Origin of the sequence: Pseudomonas sp. Z1-12 (assembly GCF_051132015.1) — a bacterium.
Classification (GTDB): domain Bacteria; phylum Pseudomonadota; class Gammaproteobacteria; order Pseudomonadales; family Pseudomonadaceae; genus Aquipseudomonas; species Aquipseudomonas zanjanensis.
Genome location: NZ_CP071647.1, coordinates 6,257,073 through 6,272,844, shown reverse-complemented (window position 1 = coordinate 6,272,844; position 15,772 = coordinate 6,257,073). Strand labels below are relative to the sequence as shown.

At 62.0% G+C, this 15,772-nt stretch carries 13 protein-coding genes; 3 read left to right on the top strand and 10 right to left on the bottom strand.

What is annotated here, in order from left to right:
- Positions 1-205: 205 nt before the first annotated feature.
- Positions 206-1,678, bottom strand: a complete 1,473-nt coding sequence (gene betB, locus J3P85_RS27460) for a betaine-aldehyde dehydrogenase (RefSeq protein WP_434704170.1) — start codon at positions 1,676-1,678, stop codon at positions 206-208.
- 79 nt (positions 1,679-1,757) lie between these two features.
- Positions 1,758-2,378, bottom strand: a complete 621-nt coding sequence (gene betI / locus J3P85_RS27455; protein ID WP_053188831.1) for a transcriptional regulator BetI — start codon at positions 2,376-2,378, stop codon at positions 1,758-1,760.
- 366 nt (positions 2,379-2,744) lie between these two features.
- Here betI and J3P85_RS27450 point away from each other — a divergent pair, with 366 nt between their 5' ends.
- Positions 2,745-4,274 carry a BCCT family transporter gene (locus J3P85_RS27450; protein ID WP_434706430.1) on the top strand — a complete coding sequence of 510 codons (1,530 nt, stop codon included), beginning with the start codon at positions 2,745-2,747 and terminating at the stop codon, positions 4,272-4,274.
- 364 nt (positions 4,275-4,638) lie between these two features.
- Here J3P85_RS27450 and choV read toward each other — a convergent pair whose 3' ends face one another.
- From choV to J3P85_RS27435, 3 genes are all read right to left on the bottom strand, one after another.
- On the bottom strand, positions 4,639-5,817 hold the full coding sequence (choV, locus tag J3P85_RS27445; RefSeq protein ID WP_186707121.1) for a choline ABC transporter ATP-binding protein: 1,179 nt from the start codon (positions 5,815-5,817) through the stop codon (positions 4,639-4,641).
- Positions 5,814-6,659 carry a choline ABC transporter permease subunit gene (gene choW, locus J3P85_RS27440; protein ID WP_014340605.1) on the bottom strand — a complete coding sequence of 282 codons (846 nt, stop codon included), beginning with the start codon at positions 6,657-6,659 and terminating at the stop codon, positions 5,814-5,816. The genes choV and choW overlap by 4 nt, the downstream gene beginning before the upstream one ends.
- Before the next feature lie 71 nt (positions 6,660-6,730).
- A complete protein-coding gene (locus tag J3P85_RS27435) occupies positions 6,731-7,678 on the bottom strand; it encodes a choline ABC transporter substrate-binding protein (protein WP_434704169.1) in 948 nt (315 codons plus the stop codon).
- Between the two features lie 424 nt (positions 7,679-8,102).
- Between J3P85_RS27435 and J3P85_RS27430 the strand changes: the two genes are divergently transcribed.
- Together J3P85_RS27430 and J3P85_RS27425 are read left to right on the top strand one after the other, a co-directional pair.
- Positions 8,103-9,479 carry an L-serine ammonia-lyase gene (locus J3P85_RS27430; protein WP_186707123.1) on the top strand — a complete coding sequence of 459 codons (1,377 nt, stop codon included), beginning with the start codon at positions 8,103-8,105 and terminating at the stop codon, positions 9,477-9,479.
- A gap of 579 nt (positions 9,480-10,058) precedes the next feature.
- Positions 10,059-11,162, top strand: coding sequence for a GlxA family transcriptional regulator (locus tag J3P85_RS27425; protein ID WP_042731607.1), 1,104 nt, complete (start codon positions 10,059-10,061; stop codon positions 11,160-11,162).
- A 115-nt stretch (positions 11,163-11,277) separates the two neighbouring features.
- Here the strand turns inward: J3P85_RS27425 and J3P85_RS27420 are convergent, their stop codons facing one another.
- From J3P85_RS27420 to J3P85_RS27400, 5 genes are all read right to left on the bottom strand, one after another.
- A complete protein-coding gene (locus J3P85_RS27420; protein ID WP_186707124.1) occupies positions 11,278-11,541 on the bottom strand; it encodes a hypothetical protein in 264 nt (87 codons plus the stop codon).
- A 382-nt stretch (positions 11,542-11,923) separates the two neighbouring features.
- Positions 11,924-13,087 (bottom strand): gamma-butyrobetaine dioxygenase, encoded by a 1,164-nt coding sequence (locus J3P85_RS27415; protein WP_434704168.1) that lies wholly within the window; start codon positions 13,085-13,087, stop codon positions 11,924-11,926.
- Positions 13,088-13,107: 20 nt separating this feature from the next.
- Positions 13,108-13,584: a thioesterase family protein gene (locus tag J3P85_RS27410; protein ID WP_434704166.1), complete on the bottom strand. Its 477-nt coding sequence runs from the start codon at positions 13,582-13,584 to the stop codon at positions 13,108-13,110.
- 144 nt (positions 13,585-13,728) lie between these two features.
- Positions 13,729-14,694, bottom strand: a complete 966-nt coding sequence (locus tag J3P85_RS27405; protein ID WP_434704165.1) for an L-carnitine dehydrogenase — start codon at positions 14,692-14,694, stop codon at positions 13,729-13,731.
- A gap of 142 nt (positions 14,695-14,836) precedes the next feature.
- A complete protein-coding gene (locus tag J3P85_RS27400; protein ID WP_186707128.1) occupies positions 14,837-15,724 on the bottom strand; it encodes a 3-keto-5-aminohexanoate cleavage protein in 888 nt (295 codons plus the stop codon).
- Between the last annotated feature and the right edge of the window lie 48 nt (positions 15,725-15,772).

Here is a 15,772-nt window from a genome sequence, read left to right as displayed (position 1 = left end):
TTTGGAATTGGGTTCAGGTCGCGGTCATCGAGTGCCACATTCTCTGTGGCGAGGGAGCTTGCTCCCGCTCGGCTGCGCAGCAGTCGCAAACAGGGCGACCGTGTTCTGTCTGGAAAACTCAGGGGCCTGAAGTGGGGCCGCCTCGCGGCCCAGCGGGAGCAAGCTCCCTCGCCACAAGGGCCCTGGCCTCAGGTCCGGTGTCAGATCAGAACACCGACGTGTAGTCGCCCAACTCGACCTGGACCGACTTGATGCGGGTGAAGTTGTTCAGCGAGCTGATGCCATTCTCCCGGCCAACGCCCGATTGCTTGTAGCCACCGACCGGCATTTCCGCTGCCGACTCGCCCCAGGCGTTGATCCAGCAGATGCCGGCTTCGAGCTGGTGGATCACGCGGTGGGCGCGGTTCAGGTCGCGGGTCACGACGCCGGCGGCCAGGCCGAAGTCGGTGTCGTTGGCGCGGCGGATCACTTCTTCTTCGGTGTCGTAGGTGAGGATGCTCATCACCGGGCCGAAGATTTCTTCACGCACGATGGTCATCTCATCGGTGCAATCGGTGAACACCGTCGGCGCAACGAACGCGCCCTTGGCGAATTCGCCTTCGGTCAGGCGACCGCCGCCGCACAGCAGGCGAGCGCCTTCGGCTTTGCCTTTCTCGATGTAGCCCAGCACGCTTTCCATGTGGGCGAAGCTCACCAGCGGGCCGAAATTGGTGTTTTCGTCTTCTGGGTTGCCTATGCGGATGCGCGCCACGCGCTCGGCGATCTTGGCTTCGAAGGCGGCCTTGAGGTGGCTCGGCACGAACACGCGGGTGCCGTTGGTGCAGACCTGGCCGGAGCTGTAGAAGTTGGCCATCATCGCGGTGTCGGCGGCGCGATCCAGGTCGGCGTCGTCGAAAATGATCAGCGGCGACTTGCCGCCCAGCTCCATGGTCACGTCCTTGAGCGACGAGCTCGAGGCGCTGGCCATGACTTTCTTGCCCGTGTCGGTGCCGCCGGTGAAGGAAATTTTCTCGATGCGCGGATGCTCGGTCAGCCAGGTGCCGACTTCACGGCCGCTGCCGGTCAGGACGTTGAACACGCCCGCTGGAACGCCGGCTTCGGTGTAGATCTCGGCCAGCTTCAGCGTGGTCAGCGAGGTGACTTCGCTCGGCTTGAAGATCATCGCGTTGCCGGCGGCCAGGGCCGGTGCGGATTTCCACAGGGCGATCTGGATCGGGTAGTTCCACGCGCCGATACCGGCCACCACGCCCAGGGGCTCGCGGCGGGTGTAGACGAAAGATGTGGTGCGCAGCGGCACCTGCTCGCCTTCGATGGCAGGCACCAGGCCGGCGTAGTATTCCAGCACGTCGGCACCGGTGACGATGTCGACGTATTTGGTTTCGGAGAAGGATTTGCCGGTGTCCAGGGTTTCCAGGGCGGCCAGTTCATCGTTGCGCTCGCGCAGGATCTCTACGGCGCGACGCAGGATGCGCGAGCGCTGCATGGCGGTCATGGCGGCCCAGACTTTCTGGCCCTTTTCGGCGCTGACCACGGCGCGCTCGACGTCCTCGAACGTTGCGCGCTGCACCAGGGCGAGTACTTCACCGTTGGCCGGGTTGATGGCTTCGAAAGTGGCGTCGCCGCTGGCATCGCTGTACGCGCCATCGATGTAGAGTTTTTGCAGTTCGAAACGGGCCATAAAGTCCTCGCAAGTGCATGAGTGGTTGGCTGGCCACCGAGCGTGTCGTTTATAGCTGACTACGCGCTGCGGTGACGGTTCAGGAGTCGAGCGGTTCTGTGTGCTCTGGCGCCCCTGCTTTGGCCAGTTGGAAATCCATGTATTCGTAAGCGATCTGGTGCGCCTGGGCGGTATCGAACGCGTCTCCCGACAGCGCGCCGCGCAGCCACAAACCGTCAATCAGCGCGGCCAGGCCCCGTGCCGCGCTGCGTGCCTGATCAACGGGCAACACGCGGCGGAACTGGCAACACAGGTTGGAATACAGACGGTGATCGTTGATCCGCTGCAACCTGTGCAAAGACGGGTGATGCATGCTGGTGGCCCAGAAGGCCAGCCAGGTTTTCATTGCCGGGCCATTGACCTGGCTGGCGTCGAAGTTGCCTTCGATGATCACCTTGAGGTGAGCCCGCGGACTCGAGTCCTCCAGCGCCTGCCGGCGCGCGGTGACGTTCTCGCTCAGGACGCTCATCAGGTATTGGGCCGTGGCCGCGATCAGGCCGTTCTTGTCCTGAAAGTAGTGACTGATGATGCCGTTGGAAACACCGGCCAAACGAGCGATCAGCGCAATGCTGGCGTCCCCCATGCCGACCTGATCGACCGCTTGCAACGTAGCTTCGATCAATTGTTGGCGGCGGATGGGTTGCATACCGACCTTGGGCATCTAGCACATCTCCTTAGGCCCGCAGGCGGACGAGTGCAGTCCGTCATGGCGAGGGCCAGTCTATTTTGTTTTGATTGAACGTTCAATCAACAAAGAATAAGCTCTGCGACAATTCGTCGCGATTTGCCGAAATTTCCTACGCGTAAATGGCGCAGAAGCGAGACATCAAGGACCCAAGACCCACGCAATGACGGGGGCAAGGGCTTTAAGGGTGTCTTTATAACACCCGTCGGTCGGCTGCCCACTCACCGATTGGTCGGGTACCGCGTTGCCTTGTCCTTCTCCCGCACTGCCTGGAGCATCCGTGCAATGAGTTCTGCCTTTCTAATAAAGACCCCACCGCAGAAGGTGACGGTCAACGGTTGGGTGTTCTACACCTCCACCGCGCTGATTCTGTTGCTGACCGCCATTCTGATTATCGCCCCGCAGGAGGCCGGTCGATTGCTCGGCATCGCCCAGGCGTGGTTGTCCCGCAGTTTCGGCTGGTACTACATGGTGGTCATCGCCGCTTACCTGGTGTTTGTGGTTGGCCTGGCGTTTTCCTCCTACGGCAAGCTCAAGCTGGGCAGCAAGGACGACACGCCGGATTTCAGCTACGGCGCCTGGGCCGGGATGCTGTTTTCGTCGGGTATCGGCATCTCCTTGCTGTACTTTGGCGCCTCCGAGCCGCTGGACCATTTTTTCAACCCGCCCGAAGGCGTGGCCGGCAGTCAACAGGCGGCGCGGCAGGCGGTGCAGTTGACGTTCTTGCACTGGGGCCTGCACGGCTGGGCGATCTACGCCTTGGTGGGCCTGGCCGTGGCGTATTTCGCCTACCGGCACAATCAGCCGCTGGCCCTGCGTTCGGCGTTGTATCCGCTGGTGGGGGAGCGCTGGGTCAAGGGTGCGGCCGGTCACGCGGTTGACGGCTTCGGCATGTTCGTGACCCTGCTGGGGCTGGTGACCAACCTGGGGATCGGCTCGTTGCAAGTGGCGTCCGGGCTGGAAAACCTGTTCGGCATGGAACACAGCAACACCAATCTGCTGATCGTGATCATCGTGATGAGCACGGTGGCGACCATCGCGGCGGTGTCCGGTGTGGAGAACGGTATCCGCCGGCTGTCGAACCTGAACATCGTGTTGTTCAGCGGCCTGCTGATCTTTGTGCTGCTGTTCGGTCCGACCCTGCACCTGCTCAACGGTTTCGTTCAGAACATCGGCGACTACCTCAACGGCGTGGTGCTCAAGACCTTCGATCTGTACGTCTACGCGGACGACAGCGCCAAGTCTGGCCGCTGGATGGGCCTGTGGACGCTGTTCTATTGGGCCTGGTGGATTTCCTGGGCGCCTTTTGTCGGCATGTTCATCGCGCGCATTTCCCGTGGGCGTACCGTGCGCGAGTTGGTGGCAGGCGTATTGTTGATTCCCCTGGGCTTCACCCTGGCCTGGCTGTCGATCTTCGGTAACTCGGCCCTGGACCTGGTGATGAACCACGGCGCGGTCGAGCTGGGCAAGACGGCGCTGACGCAGCCGTCGATGTCGATCTACCAGCTGCTTGAATTCTATCCAGCATCGAAGATTGTCATCGGTGTGTCGATCTTTGTCGGTTTCGTCCTGTTCCTGACCCCGGCCGACTCCGGCGCGGTGATGATGGCGAACCTTTCGTGCCAGGGCGGCACCGTTGACGAAGACGCGCCCCATTGGCTGCGGATCTTCTGGTCGGTGGTGATTACGCTGGTGACGATCGGCCTGTTGTTTGCCGGCAACTTCGAAGCGATGCAGACCATGGTGGTGCTGGCCGGATTGCCGTTTTCGGTGGTGTTGGTGTGCTTCATGTTCGGTTTGCACAAGGCCATGCGCCAGGATGTGCAGGCGGAGCAGCAGAAATTGGTGGAGTTGGGCCGGGTCTATAGCTGACCTTCTGTCTGGCCCTGCTCCTGTGGCAGAGGGGCTTTTGTGGCGAGGGAGCTTGCTCCCGCTGGGTTGCGGAGCGACCCCAAACCGGCCAAGCACGGTGTACCTGAAGGTTCGTGTCGCCTGGATTGCGACTGCTGCGCAGCCGAGCGGGAGCAAGCTCCCTCGCCACAGTTATCAGCATTCCAAGCTCAGTATCAGCATTCCAAGCTCAATATCAGCATTCCAAGCTCAATATCAGCATTCCAAGCTCAGTATCGGCATTCCAAGCCAGTACCAGCATTTCAAACCTGGTATGAGCATCAGCCTTGGAAGGCGCACACAAAAACGCCGCGATCATCTCGCGGCGTTTTTGTGTGCGGGGGGCTTAGCCCAGGTTCTTGCCGAGCAGTGCGTGGTACAGCTCGCTGTCGCCCAGGATCCCGACGACTTTCTGATTATCGTGGAGCACCAGTTTGTTGCCGGTCTGGTAGCGGATCTGCAACGCATCGCGCATGCCGATGTTGGAGTCCACCAGGGTCGGACGTCGGCCCAGGCCTTCGACCGCTTGGCCTGGAGCCCAGTTTTGCAAGTCCAGGGCCGCGCCGTTCTGCCGGGCGCCCTTGATGGTGTTGCCGTCGGCCAGGTCGAGCCAGGAGTCGCCGCCCGGGTCCAGGCACACCGAGCCGTTGATGCGCTTGCAGTTGTCCAGGGTGCGCATCAGGCTGCGGCCGCAGAGGACGTTGAGCGGGTTGGTGTGGGCGACGAAGGTGCGCACATAGTCGTCGGCCGGGTTCAGCACGATTTGTTCCGGCTTGCTGTACTGGATGATCCGGCCGTCTTTCATGATCGCGATACGGCTGCCCAGCTTCAGGGCTTCGTCGAGGTCGTGGCTGACGAACACGATGGTCTTGCTCAGCTTGCGTTGCAGCTCCAGCAGTTCGTCCTGCAGGCCTTGGCGGATCAATGGGTCGAGGGCCGAGAACGGTTCGTCCATCAGCAGGATGTCGGCGTCCATCGCCAGGGCGCGGGCCAGGCCGACCCGTTGCTGCATGCCGCCGGACAATTCGTCGGGCTTCTTGTTGCGCCACTGGGTCAGGCCCACCAGCTCAAGCTTCTCATCCACCAGCTTCTTGCGTTCCTTCTCCGGTCGGCCCTGCATTTCCAGGCCGAAGCTGATGTTCTCGCGCACCGTCAGCCAGGGCATCAGGGCGAACTTCTGGAACACCATGGCGATGCGCTTGGTGCGCATCATCTTCAGCTCGGCAGGGGTGCAAGATGCAATGTCGATCTGCCGGCTTTCGTGCTCGACGAACAGCTTGCCGCGGCTGACGGTGTTCAAGCCGTTGATGCAGCGCAGCAAGCTGGATTTGCCGGAGCCGGACAGGCCCATCAAGACACAGATTTCGCCTTTCTCGATGTCCAGGCTGGCTTTTTCCACGCCGACGATTTGCCCGGTTTTCTTCAGGATTTCGTTGCGGGTCATGCCCTGGTCGAGCAGCTTGAGGGCCTCGCGAGGGTCCCTGGCGAAGATCACGTCAACGTCTTCAAAGCGAATTATGCTCATGCGTCACCCCCTACTTTGGCGTCGGGTTGTTTGCAGATTCGGTCGAGCATGATCGCCAGCAGGACGATCGCCAGGCCGGCTTCGAAGCCCAGGGCGATATCGGCGGTGTTCAATGCGTTGACCACGGGTTTGCCCAGGCCATCAGCACCCACCAGCGCGGCGATCACCACCATCGACAACGACAGCATGATGCACTGGGTGATACCGGCGGCGATGCTTGGCATGGCGTGGGGCAGTTCGATGCGCGACAGGAGCTGGCGACGGGAGCAGCCGAAGGCTTTGCCGGCGTCCATCAGTTCGTCCGGGACGTCGCGGATGCCCAGGTAGGTCAGGCGGATGGGCGCGGCAATCGCGAACACCACCGTGGAGATCAGGCCCGGGACCACACCCAGACCGAACAGGGTCAGGGTAGGAATGAGGTAGACGAAGGTCGGTACGGTCTGCATCAGATCGAGCACCGGACGCATCATCGTGTAGAACATCGGCTTGTGCGCGGCAACGATGCCCAGCGGCACGCCGATCAGTACGCAGACCAGGGTCGCGAACAGCACCTGGGCGAGGGTTTCCATGGTCTCTTGCCAGTAACCCAGGTTGAGAATCAGTAGAAAGGACGCGATGACGAATACAGTCAGGCCCCATTTGCGCTGGATGAAGTGCGCCAATAGCGCAATGAGGCCGATCAGGGCCAGGGGGTTGAACCAGGTCAGCGCAAACGTCACGCCGTGAATCATCGTTTCCAGGAACAGCGCGATTGCGTCGAAGGTGTTGGCGCCGTTTTGCGTCAACCATTCGACAAAGCCCGCGATGTACTGGCCCAAGGGTATTTTCTGATCAATAAGCATGGTAGTGAACGTCCGCATGCAAGGGAATAAACAGCCCGGGCGAGCGAACTCGCCCGGCATAACATAAGCAGTTATTGCGCAAGCTTGGCTTTCACGGCCTCCAGGCCAGGTTTACCGTCAATGGTGGTCACGCCAGCGAGCCAGGTATCGAGTACCTGTGGGTTTTTCTTCAGCCAGGCCTTGGCGGCGGCCTCAGGTTTCATCTTGTCGTCGAGCACGTTGCCCATCAGCGTGCTTTCCATGTCGACGGTGAACTCCAGGTTTTTCAACAGCTGGCCAACGTTGCTGCATTCCTGGCTGTAGCCCTTGCGGGTGTTGGTCGCCACGGTTGCGGCACCGAAGTCGGGGCCGAAGAAATCGTCGCCGCCGGTCAGGTACTGGATTTTGAAGCGGGTGTTCATCGGGTGTGGGGCCCAGCCGAGGAACACCACGTCGGTGCCACGCTTGGCGGCGCGATCGACCTGCGAGAGCATGCCCGCTTCACTCGACTCGACGACTTTGAAGCCGGCGTCCTTCAGGCCGAAGGCGTTCTTTTCGATCATGCTCTGGATCAGGCGGTTGCCGTCGTTGCCCGGCTCGATGCCGTAGATCTTGCCGTCCAGCTCTTTCTTGAATTTGGGGATGTCGGCGAAGTCTTTCAGTCCCTTGTCATACAGGCCCTGGGGCACGGCGAGGGTGTACTTGGCGCCCTTGAGGTTGGTGCGCACGGTTTCCACGGTGCCGGCTTCGCGGTAGGCCTTGATGTCGTTTTCCATGGTCGGCATCCAGTTGCCGAGGAACACGTCCATGTTCTTGCCATCGGCCAGGGACTTGTAGGTCACCGGCACGGAAATCATGGTGGTCTTGGTCTTGTAGCCCAGCGCATCCAGCACCACGCTGGTGGTCGCCGTGGTCACGGTAATGTCGGTCCAGCCGACATCGGAGAAGTTGACGGTGCTGCACTTTTCGGGTTCTGCGGCGTTGGCCAGCATCGGAAGACTCAGCATGGCGGCCAACAACAACGGCTTGGAACCTTTCATGGGTGGACTCCTGGTGTTTTATCGGCGGTGTCCGGTCAGGACAACCGCGCTTATGGATGTTGCGGTTGGTGGCGCGTGGGCACTCTTCTGACACGCGGCCTTGCAAACGAGCCGTAACCGATCATGTACCAGCGCAAATCTGACGCCTACAGGGTGGGTCGTATCCAGTACAGGGATGGTCGCATCCAGTGTCGGTGACGTCGTTTACAGATTTTTTCCGCCCCCGATGGACCTCTGACACGCAGAAAAACGCCGCAAAACCGGGCGCAGGGAGGGGCGGCGTTGCTGGGCATGATTGCGTCGGTGTCAGACGTCGGGCACCCAGGTAAAAACCGGATGATGCGGCCATCCCGGCGTTGAGCGTAGCAGCTCCGTCACCGGACGCTCCTGCGCCCGGATGTGCCTGTTCTGGAGGTTATCGGCAATGGCAATCAGCGTTTTCGACTTGTTCAAAATCGGTATCGGCCCGTCCAGTTCACACACCGTGGGCCCCATGCGTGCCGCGGCGCTGTTCGTTGAAGCGCTGAAGGCCAAGGCCCTGCTCAATGATGTGCGCCGGGTCGAAGTGCAATTGTTCGGTTCGCTGTCGGCCACCGGCATCGGCCACGGCAGCGACAACGCCGTGATCATGGGCCTGATGGGAGAGTGGCCGGACGCAATCGACCCGTCGCAGATCGGCCCGCGCATCGAGTTGCTGCGTGAAACCCAGACCCTGCTGCTCGACGGTCGCCTGCCGGTACCGTTCGTATGGTCCCGAGACATGCGCCTGATCGACGAGAACCTGCCGTTCCACCCTAATGCGATGACCCTGGTGGCCGAGGGCGCCGACGGCGAGTTGCACCGTGACACGTATTACTCGGTCGGCGGCGGCTTTGTCGTCGATCAGGCCCAGGCCACCAGCGGCGTGGTGGACTTGGATCGCACTGAGCTGCCGTACGATTTTTCCAGCGCCGAAGAATTGCTCCAGTTGTGCCGCACCCACGACCTGCGGGTGGCCGAGTTGATGCTGGCCAACGAAAAGGTCTGGCGTTCCGAAGAAGAGATTCGCAGTGGCCTGATGAAACTGTGGCGGGCCATGCAGGACTGCGTCGAACAGGGCCTCAAGCACGAGGGCATCCTGCCGGGCGGCTTGAATGTACGTCGGCGCGCGGCCAAGTTGCACCGCAGCCTGCAAGAGCTGAACAAGCCCAATGTCATCGGCTCGACCCTGAGCGCCATGGAGTGGGTCAACCTGTTCGCCCTGGCGGTCAACGAGGAGAACGCCGCCGGCGGGCGCATGGTCACCGCGCCGACCAACGGTGCGGCGGGGATCATCCCGGCGGTGCTGCATTACTTCATGAAGTTCAGCGAAGCGGTCACCGACGCCAACGTCGTGGATTATTTCCTCGGTGCGGCGGCCGTCGGGATCCTGTGCAAAAAGAACGCCTCGATCTCCGGCGCCGAAGTCGGCTGCCAGGGCGAGGTGGGATCGGCTTGCGCCATGGCGGCGGCGGGCTTGGCGGAGATCCTCGGGGCCACGCCGGAGCAATTGTGCAACGCCGCGGAAATCGGCCTGGAACACAACCTCGGCCTGACCTGCGACCCAGTCGGTGGCTTGGTGCAGGTGCCGTGCATCGAGCGCAACGCGATCGCCGCGGTCAAGGCCATCAACGCCGCTCAAATGGCCTTGCGCGGTGACGGCCAGCATTTCATCTCCCTGGACCGGGTGATCCGCACCATGCGCGATACCGGTGCCGACATGCATGACAAATATAAAGAGACTTCGCGCGGTGGCTTGGCGGTCAGTGCGGTGGAGTGCTGATTCGAAATCTCCACCGCACTCTGTGGCGAGGGAGCTTGCTCCCGCTGGGGCGCGAAGCGCCCCCAGGCGACGTCATGATGTCAGGAATATTTCACAAGCCGGATTTGCGACCGCTTCGCGGTCGAGCGGGAGCAAGCTCCCTCGCCACAGATGAATGTAAAAACCGCTCGTAAAACGAACACCCATCCGCAAACGCGCCACCTTTTAGCGCGTCGCAAACAGATAAGGCGTGACTTATCGGTCACGCCTTTGTACGCCGCCCCACCGTCCGTCCCCGCGCTTGCGGTGACAACCCTCGCGCAAACGGCGCAGCCCAGTTCCCACAAGTGCTACCGAACTGCTCACGGCCCTTTGTGACCGGTGCCTGCCGCCATGGATGGCACCTAAAACCTGGACGCGATCCACCCCTTATATAGACAGGCCGCCATGTCGTTTTCAGGATTTATTGAACACACATTCAATTTTAGGCATGGCAATTGCTCTATCCCGATAAAGCCCCGTCTCACGCAAGAGAATGATGGGCAATAACAAGAGCCTCCGCCTGAGGCCATCACCCGCTTTGTGTGAGGAGATACCGCGATGACGACGTCCAACTCCGGGGCCCAACCCCAGAACCGTGCGCCTCAATCCATCGGCTTTTTGCTGCTGGACAATTTCACGCTGATTTCCCTGGCGTCCGCGGTGGAACCGCTACGCATGGCCAACCAACTGTCCGGTCGCGAGCTGTATCGCTGGACCACCCTGACCGTCGACGGCGGCCAGGTATGGGCCAGCGACGGCTTGCAGATCACCCCCGACGCCTCCATGCACAAGGCACCACCCTTGGACACGGTCATCGTCTGTGGCGGTATCGGCATCCAGCGCACCGTAACCCGTGAACACGTGTCATGGCTGCAAGGCCAGGCCCGCCAGTCCCGTCGCCTCGGCGCGGTCTGCACCGGCAGCTGGGCCCTGGCCTGCGCCGGCCTGCTGGACGGTTTCGATTGCAGCGTGCACTGGGAATGCCTGGCGGCGATGCAGGAAGCTTTCCCGCGGGTATCGATGAGTACCCGCCTGTTCACCCTCGACCGCAACCGCTTCACCAGCTCCGGCGGCACCGCGCCGCTGGACATGATGCTGCATCTGATCAGCCGCGATCACGGTCGTGAGCTGTCGGCGGCGATCTCGGAAATGTTTGTCTACGAGCGTATCCGCAACGAGCAGGATCACCAGCGTGTGCCGCTCAAGCATATGCTTGGCACCAACCAGCCGAAGTTGCAGGAAATCGTCGCGTTGATGGAGGCCAACCTCGAAGAGCCGATCGACCTGGACGAATTGGCGGTGTACGTCGCCGTGTCCCGGCGTCAGCTGGAGCGGTTGTTCCAGAAATACCTGCACTGCTCGCCGTCGCGCTATTACCTCAAGCTGCGGCTGATCCGTGCGCGGCAACTGCTCAAGCAGACGCCGATGTCGATCATCGAAGTGGCCTCGGTGTGCGGCTTCGTCTCCACCCCGCACTTCTCCAAGTGCTACCGCGAATACTTCGGCATTCCACCGCGCGACGAGCGCGTCGGTTCCAACACCACGCAACAGGTGGCGATGATGCCGCTGCCGCAGGCGCTGGTGCTGTCGCCATTGTCCGGGCCGCTGTCGGCGCTGAGCCAGGCGCGCAATGAGTCGACGTTTGCCAGTGTGAGGCTCTAGACCGCAGCGCCTTCATCGCGAGCAAGCTCGCTCCCACAGGGGATCTTCCGGGTGCAACAGATAGCGTGCATACCAGAGATCACTGTGGGAGCGAGCTTGCTCGCGATGGGTTTTATCAGGCGCTATGGTTCTGCTGGTATTGCGTCAACGCCGGCAACAGCTGCTTATCGATCGCCTGGCGCACGGCCGGCAGGATGGTGGCGCTGCTGGTGTACATGTCCTTGACCATCCGCCGCAATTCATTGGCGCGAGCCCTGTCCAGCCCGCGCACGGCGCATTCGCATGCCTGCTCGGCGGTGGAGCCGCTGGGTATTTGCAGTCCCAGGGCCTTGAGATGGCCCAGCAGGTCTTCCTGGTCGATCAAATCGGCGTGCATCATGACGCTTTTCCTTGTTCAGGGATTGGGGTCGTGTCTCGATTCTGGTAGCCACCCGAAGCGGCGGCAAGGGTAAATGGTCGCAATGTCATGAATGACTATGGAGGCGTCGTTTTCGGCTAACTTGTCCAGGCCTGGACTGGGCACACTGGCCCCAAGCTGAATCACGATGGTTTGGTCACCCTCGCGCGACGGCTCCTCCAGTAACGCTCCTGCCCCGATCCTGTCACGGCTTGATCGGGGATTTTTTTGCCTGTGTGAATCAGGGGAAAGTGCGTTGTTTGATCGGGCGCTATCGCGAGCAAGCTCGCTCCCACAGGGGTTCTGTGTCGTTCACAAAATCTAATGTGGGAGCGAGCTTGCTCGCGATGAACGATGACGCGGTTTATCTCTGCAACACCAGAATCCGCGACAACAACTCATCCCGATCCACATAACACCCCTGGAAATGCCGGGCCCCGGTGGCCGGGTCGAAGGCGTTGCGGGCGTGGAGGGTGCGGCGGTTGTCGAAGCACCAGAGCTGGCCGGGTTCGAGGCGCTGCACCAGGCGAAATTGCGGCTCGCGGGTCAGGGCGATAAAGCGGCGGTAGGCGCGGTAGAGCCTGGGCATTTGCTCGACCGAGGTGTCGAACGGCCCACGCAGGAAGTTCGCCATGCGGATTTCCGCGACCTGCCCCAGCGCATCCAGCGCGATGATGGGCGCCAGGCAGCGGTAGTCGCTGTGGCGGTCCTTGTTGCGAAACTCCACCGGGATCTGGCACAGCGCGTCGAAGGCCTCGGGGTCTTCCTGGCGCAGCGTCTCGGCAATGGCAAAACCGTCGACAAAAATACTCTCGCCGCCGTCGGCGTCGTTCACCAGGCAATGCAAGAACTGCAGCCCCGGCTGCAACTCACGGGTCGGCAGGTCGCTGTGCAGCGGCAGGTTGAAAGCGGTGTAGGCGTTGCTGTCGGCATCGGCCTTGGACTGCACGTTGAACAACACGCCGAAGTTGCTCTCGCGGATAAAGGAAATGCGTTGGGCGATCTGTTTCAGCGAGCCGGGCTCGGTGGGCACGCCGCGTACTTGGGTCAGGCCGATGTCGCGCACCGCCAAAAGCCATTGCAGCAGCGCGTCGGCATCCGTCATCAGTGCCTGGTATTCGAACACCGGCAGTTTCAGGTCATGCTGCCACAGCTGGCGATGCGGCTTGTTCGCCAGGCGTTCGGCCCTGGATTGATCGTCATACGCATGGGCGCGCAACCAGCCCGGATCGAATAGGCTTCGGTGGCCATCCTGCCAAACCACACACAGATGGCCCGCGTCGTCGATGCTGATGTCGCGAGGGGTCACGTCTTCCGGGACATCGACAATCTCCAGAACCTGCTCGCGGGTAACGCTGTAGACGCATTGCGAGCACGGGCAGTTGTCCCTTAGCCATTGATGATGGAACGGGCTGACCCGGCCGTCGGCCCACGTCACTTGCACCCGGTCGGTCAAGGGGGTCGCAGCGGTCAATGCCTGGACAAGCGGATAGCGTCGGAAGTCGGCAACAGCGGCAGCGGTGTTCATGGCGATCTCCTGTTCGAGGCTTATCGGGCGGCTGGCAGGGCAATGACCCGACCGATGCAGGTCGGTGTCGGCAGATCGGCTTGGCTGTCCAACAGGGCTTTGAGTCGGCCCAGGGTCTGCTCGGTGAATGGCGCTGAGCGCGGGCCGGCCAGGTCGACATGCAGCAACATCTGTTCGTTGCCGGCCAGCTCTTTATCACCGCCGACCAGGTGCAGGCTGTGGTAGAGGTGCAAGCGTTTGGCGTCGTGGCCGATGAGCTGTGTGTGCACCTCGACATCCGCGCCGAGCTTCACTTCGTGCAAGTAATTGAGGTGCAGTTCGAGGGTGAACAACGAGTGGCCGCTGGCTTCGCGGTTCTGGCTGTCCAGGCCGAGCCGGTCCATCAGCGCGTCGGTGGCGTAGCTGAAGATCAGCAAATAGAAGGCATCGCGCAGATGGCCGTTGTAGTCGACCCATTCGGGGAGGATGCGGGTTTGGTAGGTGGTGAGGGTGGGCATGACGTTGGTTCCGACAGTTGTGGTGACTGGGAGGCCGCTATCGCGAGCAAGCTCGCTCCCACAGGTTTTGTGAGCGACACAGAACCAATGTGGGAGCGAGCTTGCTCGCGATGGGCCAGCCTTGCTGGCCCAAAAAACCAAGGTTTACTCGGCGAAGGCCATTCCATGCTTTTCTTTAGTGGCTTTCACCGCCTCCAGCACCGCCAGCAGGCAATCATCACGATAGCGCTCCAGGGCCGAGATGCTGTGGCTGCCCAATTGCTCGCTCGTGCCGTCCACCACATCATCGATTAATTTCTCGGTCAGCTCCGGCGCCGGCAAGTAGGTCCAGGGCAGCTGCAGTGCCGGGCCGAACTGGGCCATGAAGTGCCGCATGCCGGCATCGCCGCCGGCCAGGGTGTAAGTCAGGAACGTGCCCATGAATGACCAGCGCAGGCCGGCGCCAAAACGGATGGCATCGTCGATTTCCCCGGTGGTGGCGACACCGTCGTTGACCAGGTGCAGGGCTTCGCGCCACAGCGCTTCGAGCAGGCGGTCGGCAATGAAGCCGGGGACTTCCTTGCGCACGTGCAATGGCCGCATGCCGAGGGATTCGTAGACTTCCATCGCTGCTTGCACCGCTTCGGGGGCGGTGTTTGTGCCGCCGACTACTTCCACCAGTGGCAACAAGTAGACCGGGTTGAATGGGTGCCCGACCACACAGCGTTCCGGGTGGGTGGCGTTCTCATAGAACTCGCTTGGCAGCAGGCCCGAGGTACTGGAGCCGATCAACGCGTTCGGCTTGGCGGCGGCGCTGATCTGGGCGTGCAATTCGAGCTTGAGTTCCAGTCGCTCGGGAGCGCTTTCCTGGATGAAATCAGCGTCGCGCACGCATTCTTCGATGGTGGCGACAAAGCGCAGCCGATCTTGCGAAGCGCCGGGGGCCAAGCCTTGTTTCTCCAGGGCGCCCCAGGCATTGGCAACGCGTTTGCGCAGTGCCGCCTCGGCACCCGGCGCGGGATCCCAGGCGATGACGTCGAGGCCATGGGCCAGGGCCCGGCTGACCCAGCCGCTGCCGATCACACCGCTGCCCAGGGCGGCGAAGGTCTTGATGTCGGTGATAAAGCTCATGGTGATGTCCTGAAAAGAGTGAAGATCACCTGTGGGAGCGAGCTTGCTCGCGATGGCGGCGGTACATCCGACGCATCGTCGAAGGCTGGAATATCGCTATCGCGAGCGAGCTCGCTCCCACAGGGTTATGCGTCGATTCGGTTCAGCCGCGCTGCACCAGGCCCATTTTCTTGCGACCTTCCGCCGGCGTGAGCACGCGAGCCCCAAGGCGGCTGAGGATTTCTCCGGCGCGCTCCACCAGTTGGCCGTTGGTGGCGAGCACGCCTTTGTCCAGCCAAAGGTTGTCTTCCAGCCCGACCCGCACGTTGCCCCCCAGCAGTACCGCCTGGGCGGCCATCGGCATTTGCATGCGGCCGATGCCGAAGCCGGCCCACACCGCGTCGGCCGGCAGGTTGTCGACCATGGCCTTCATGGTGGTGGTGTCGGCCGGAGCCCCCCACGGGATGCCCAGGCAGAGCTGGAACAGCGGGTTGTCCAGCAGGCCTTCCTTGATCAGTTGCTTGGCGAACCACAAGTGGCCAGTGTCGAAGATTTCCAGCTCGGCCTTGACCCCCAGCTCAGTGATGCGCTTGGCGCCGGCCCGCAGTTGTGCCGGGGTGGAAACGTAAATGGTGTCGCCGTCGCCGAAGTTCAGGGTGCCGCAATCCAATGTGCAGATTTCCGGCAACAGCTCTTCGACGTGAGCCAGGCGCGTCAGCGGGCCTACCAGGTCGGTGTTGGGGCCGAACTCCATCGGTCGTTCGCCGCCGCCGATCTCCAGGTCGCCGCCCATGCCGGCGGTGAGGTTGACGATGATGTCCACGTCCGCCTCACGGATGCGCTCCATCACTTCGCGGTACAACGCCACGTCGCGGCTGAACTTGCCGGTCTGCGGATCGCGGACGTGGCAATGGACCACCGTGGCCCCGGCCTTCGCCGCCTCGACGGCAGCGGCGGCGATCTGTTTCGGGGTGACCGGCACGTGGGGGCTCTTGGCGGTCGTGTCGCCAGCACCGGTGAGTGCGCAGGTGATGATGACGTCGTGGTTCATGGTGCGGGTTCCTTCAGGCGTGGTGAGTCACTGCGCAGCCCTTGTACC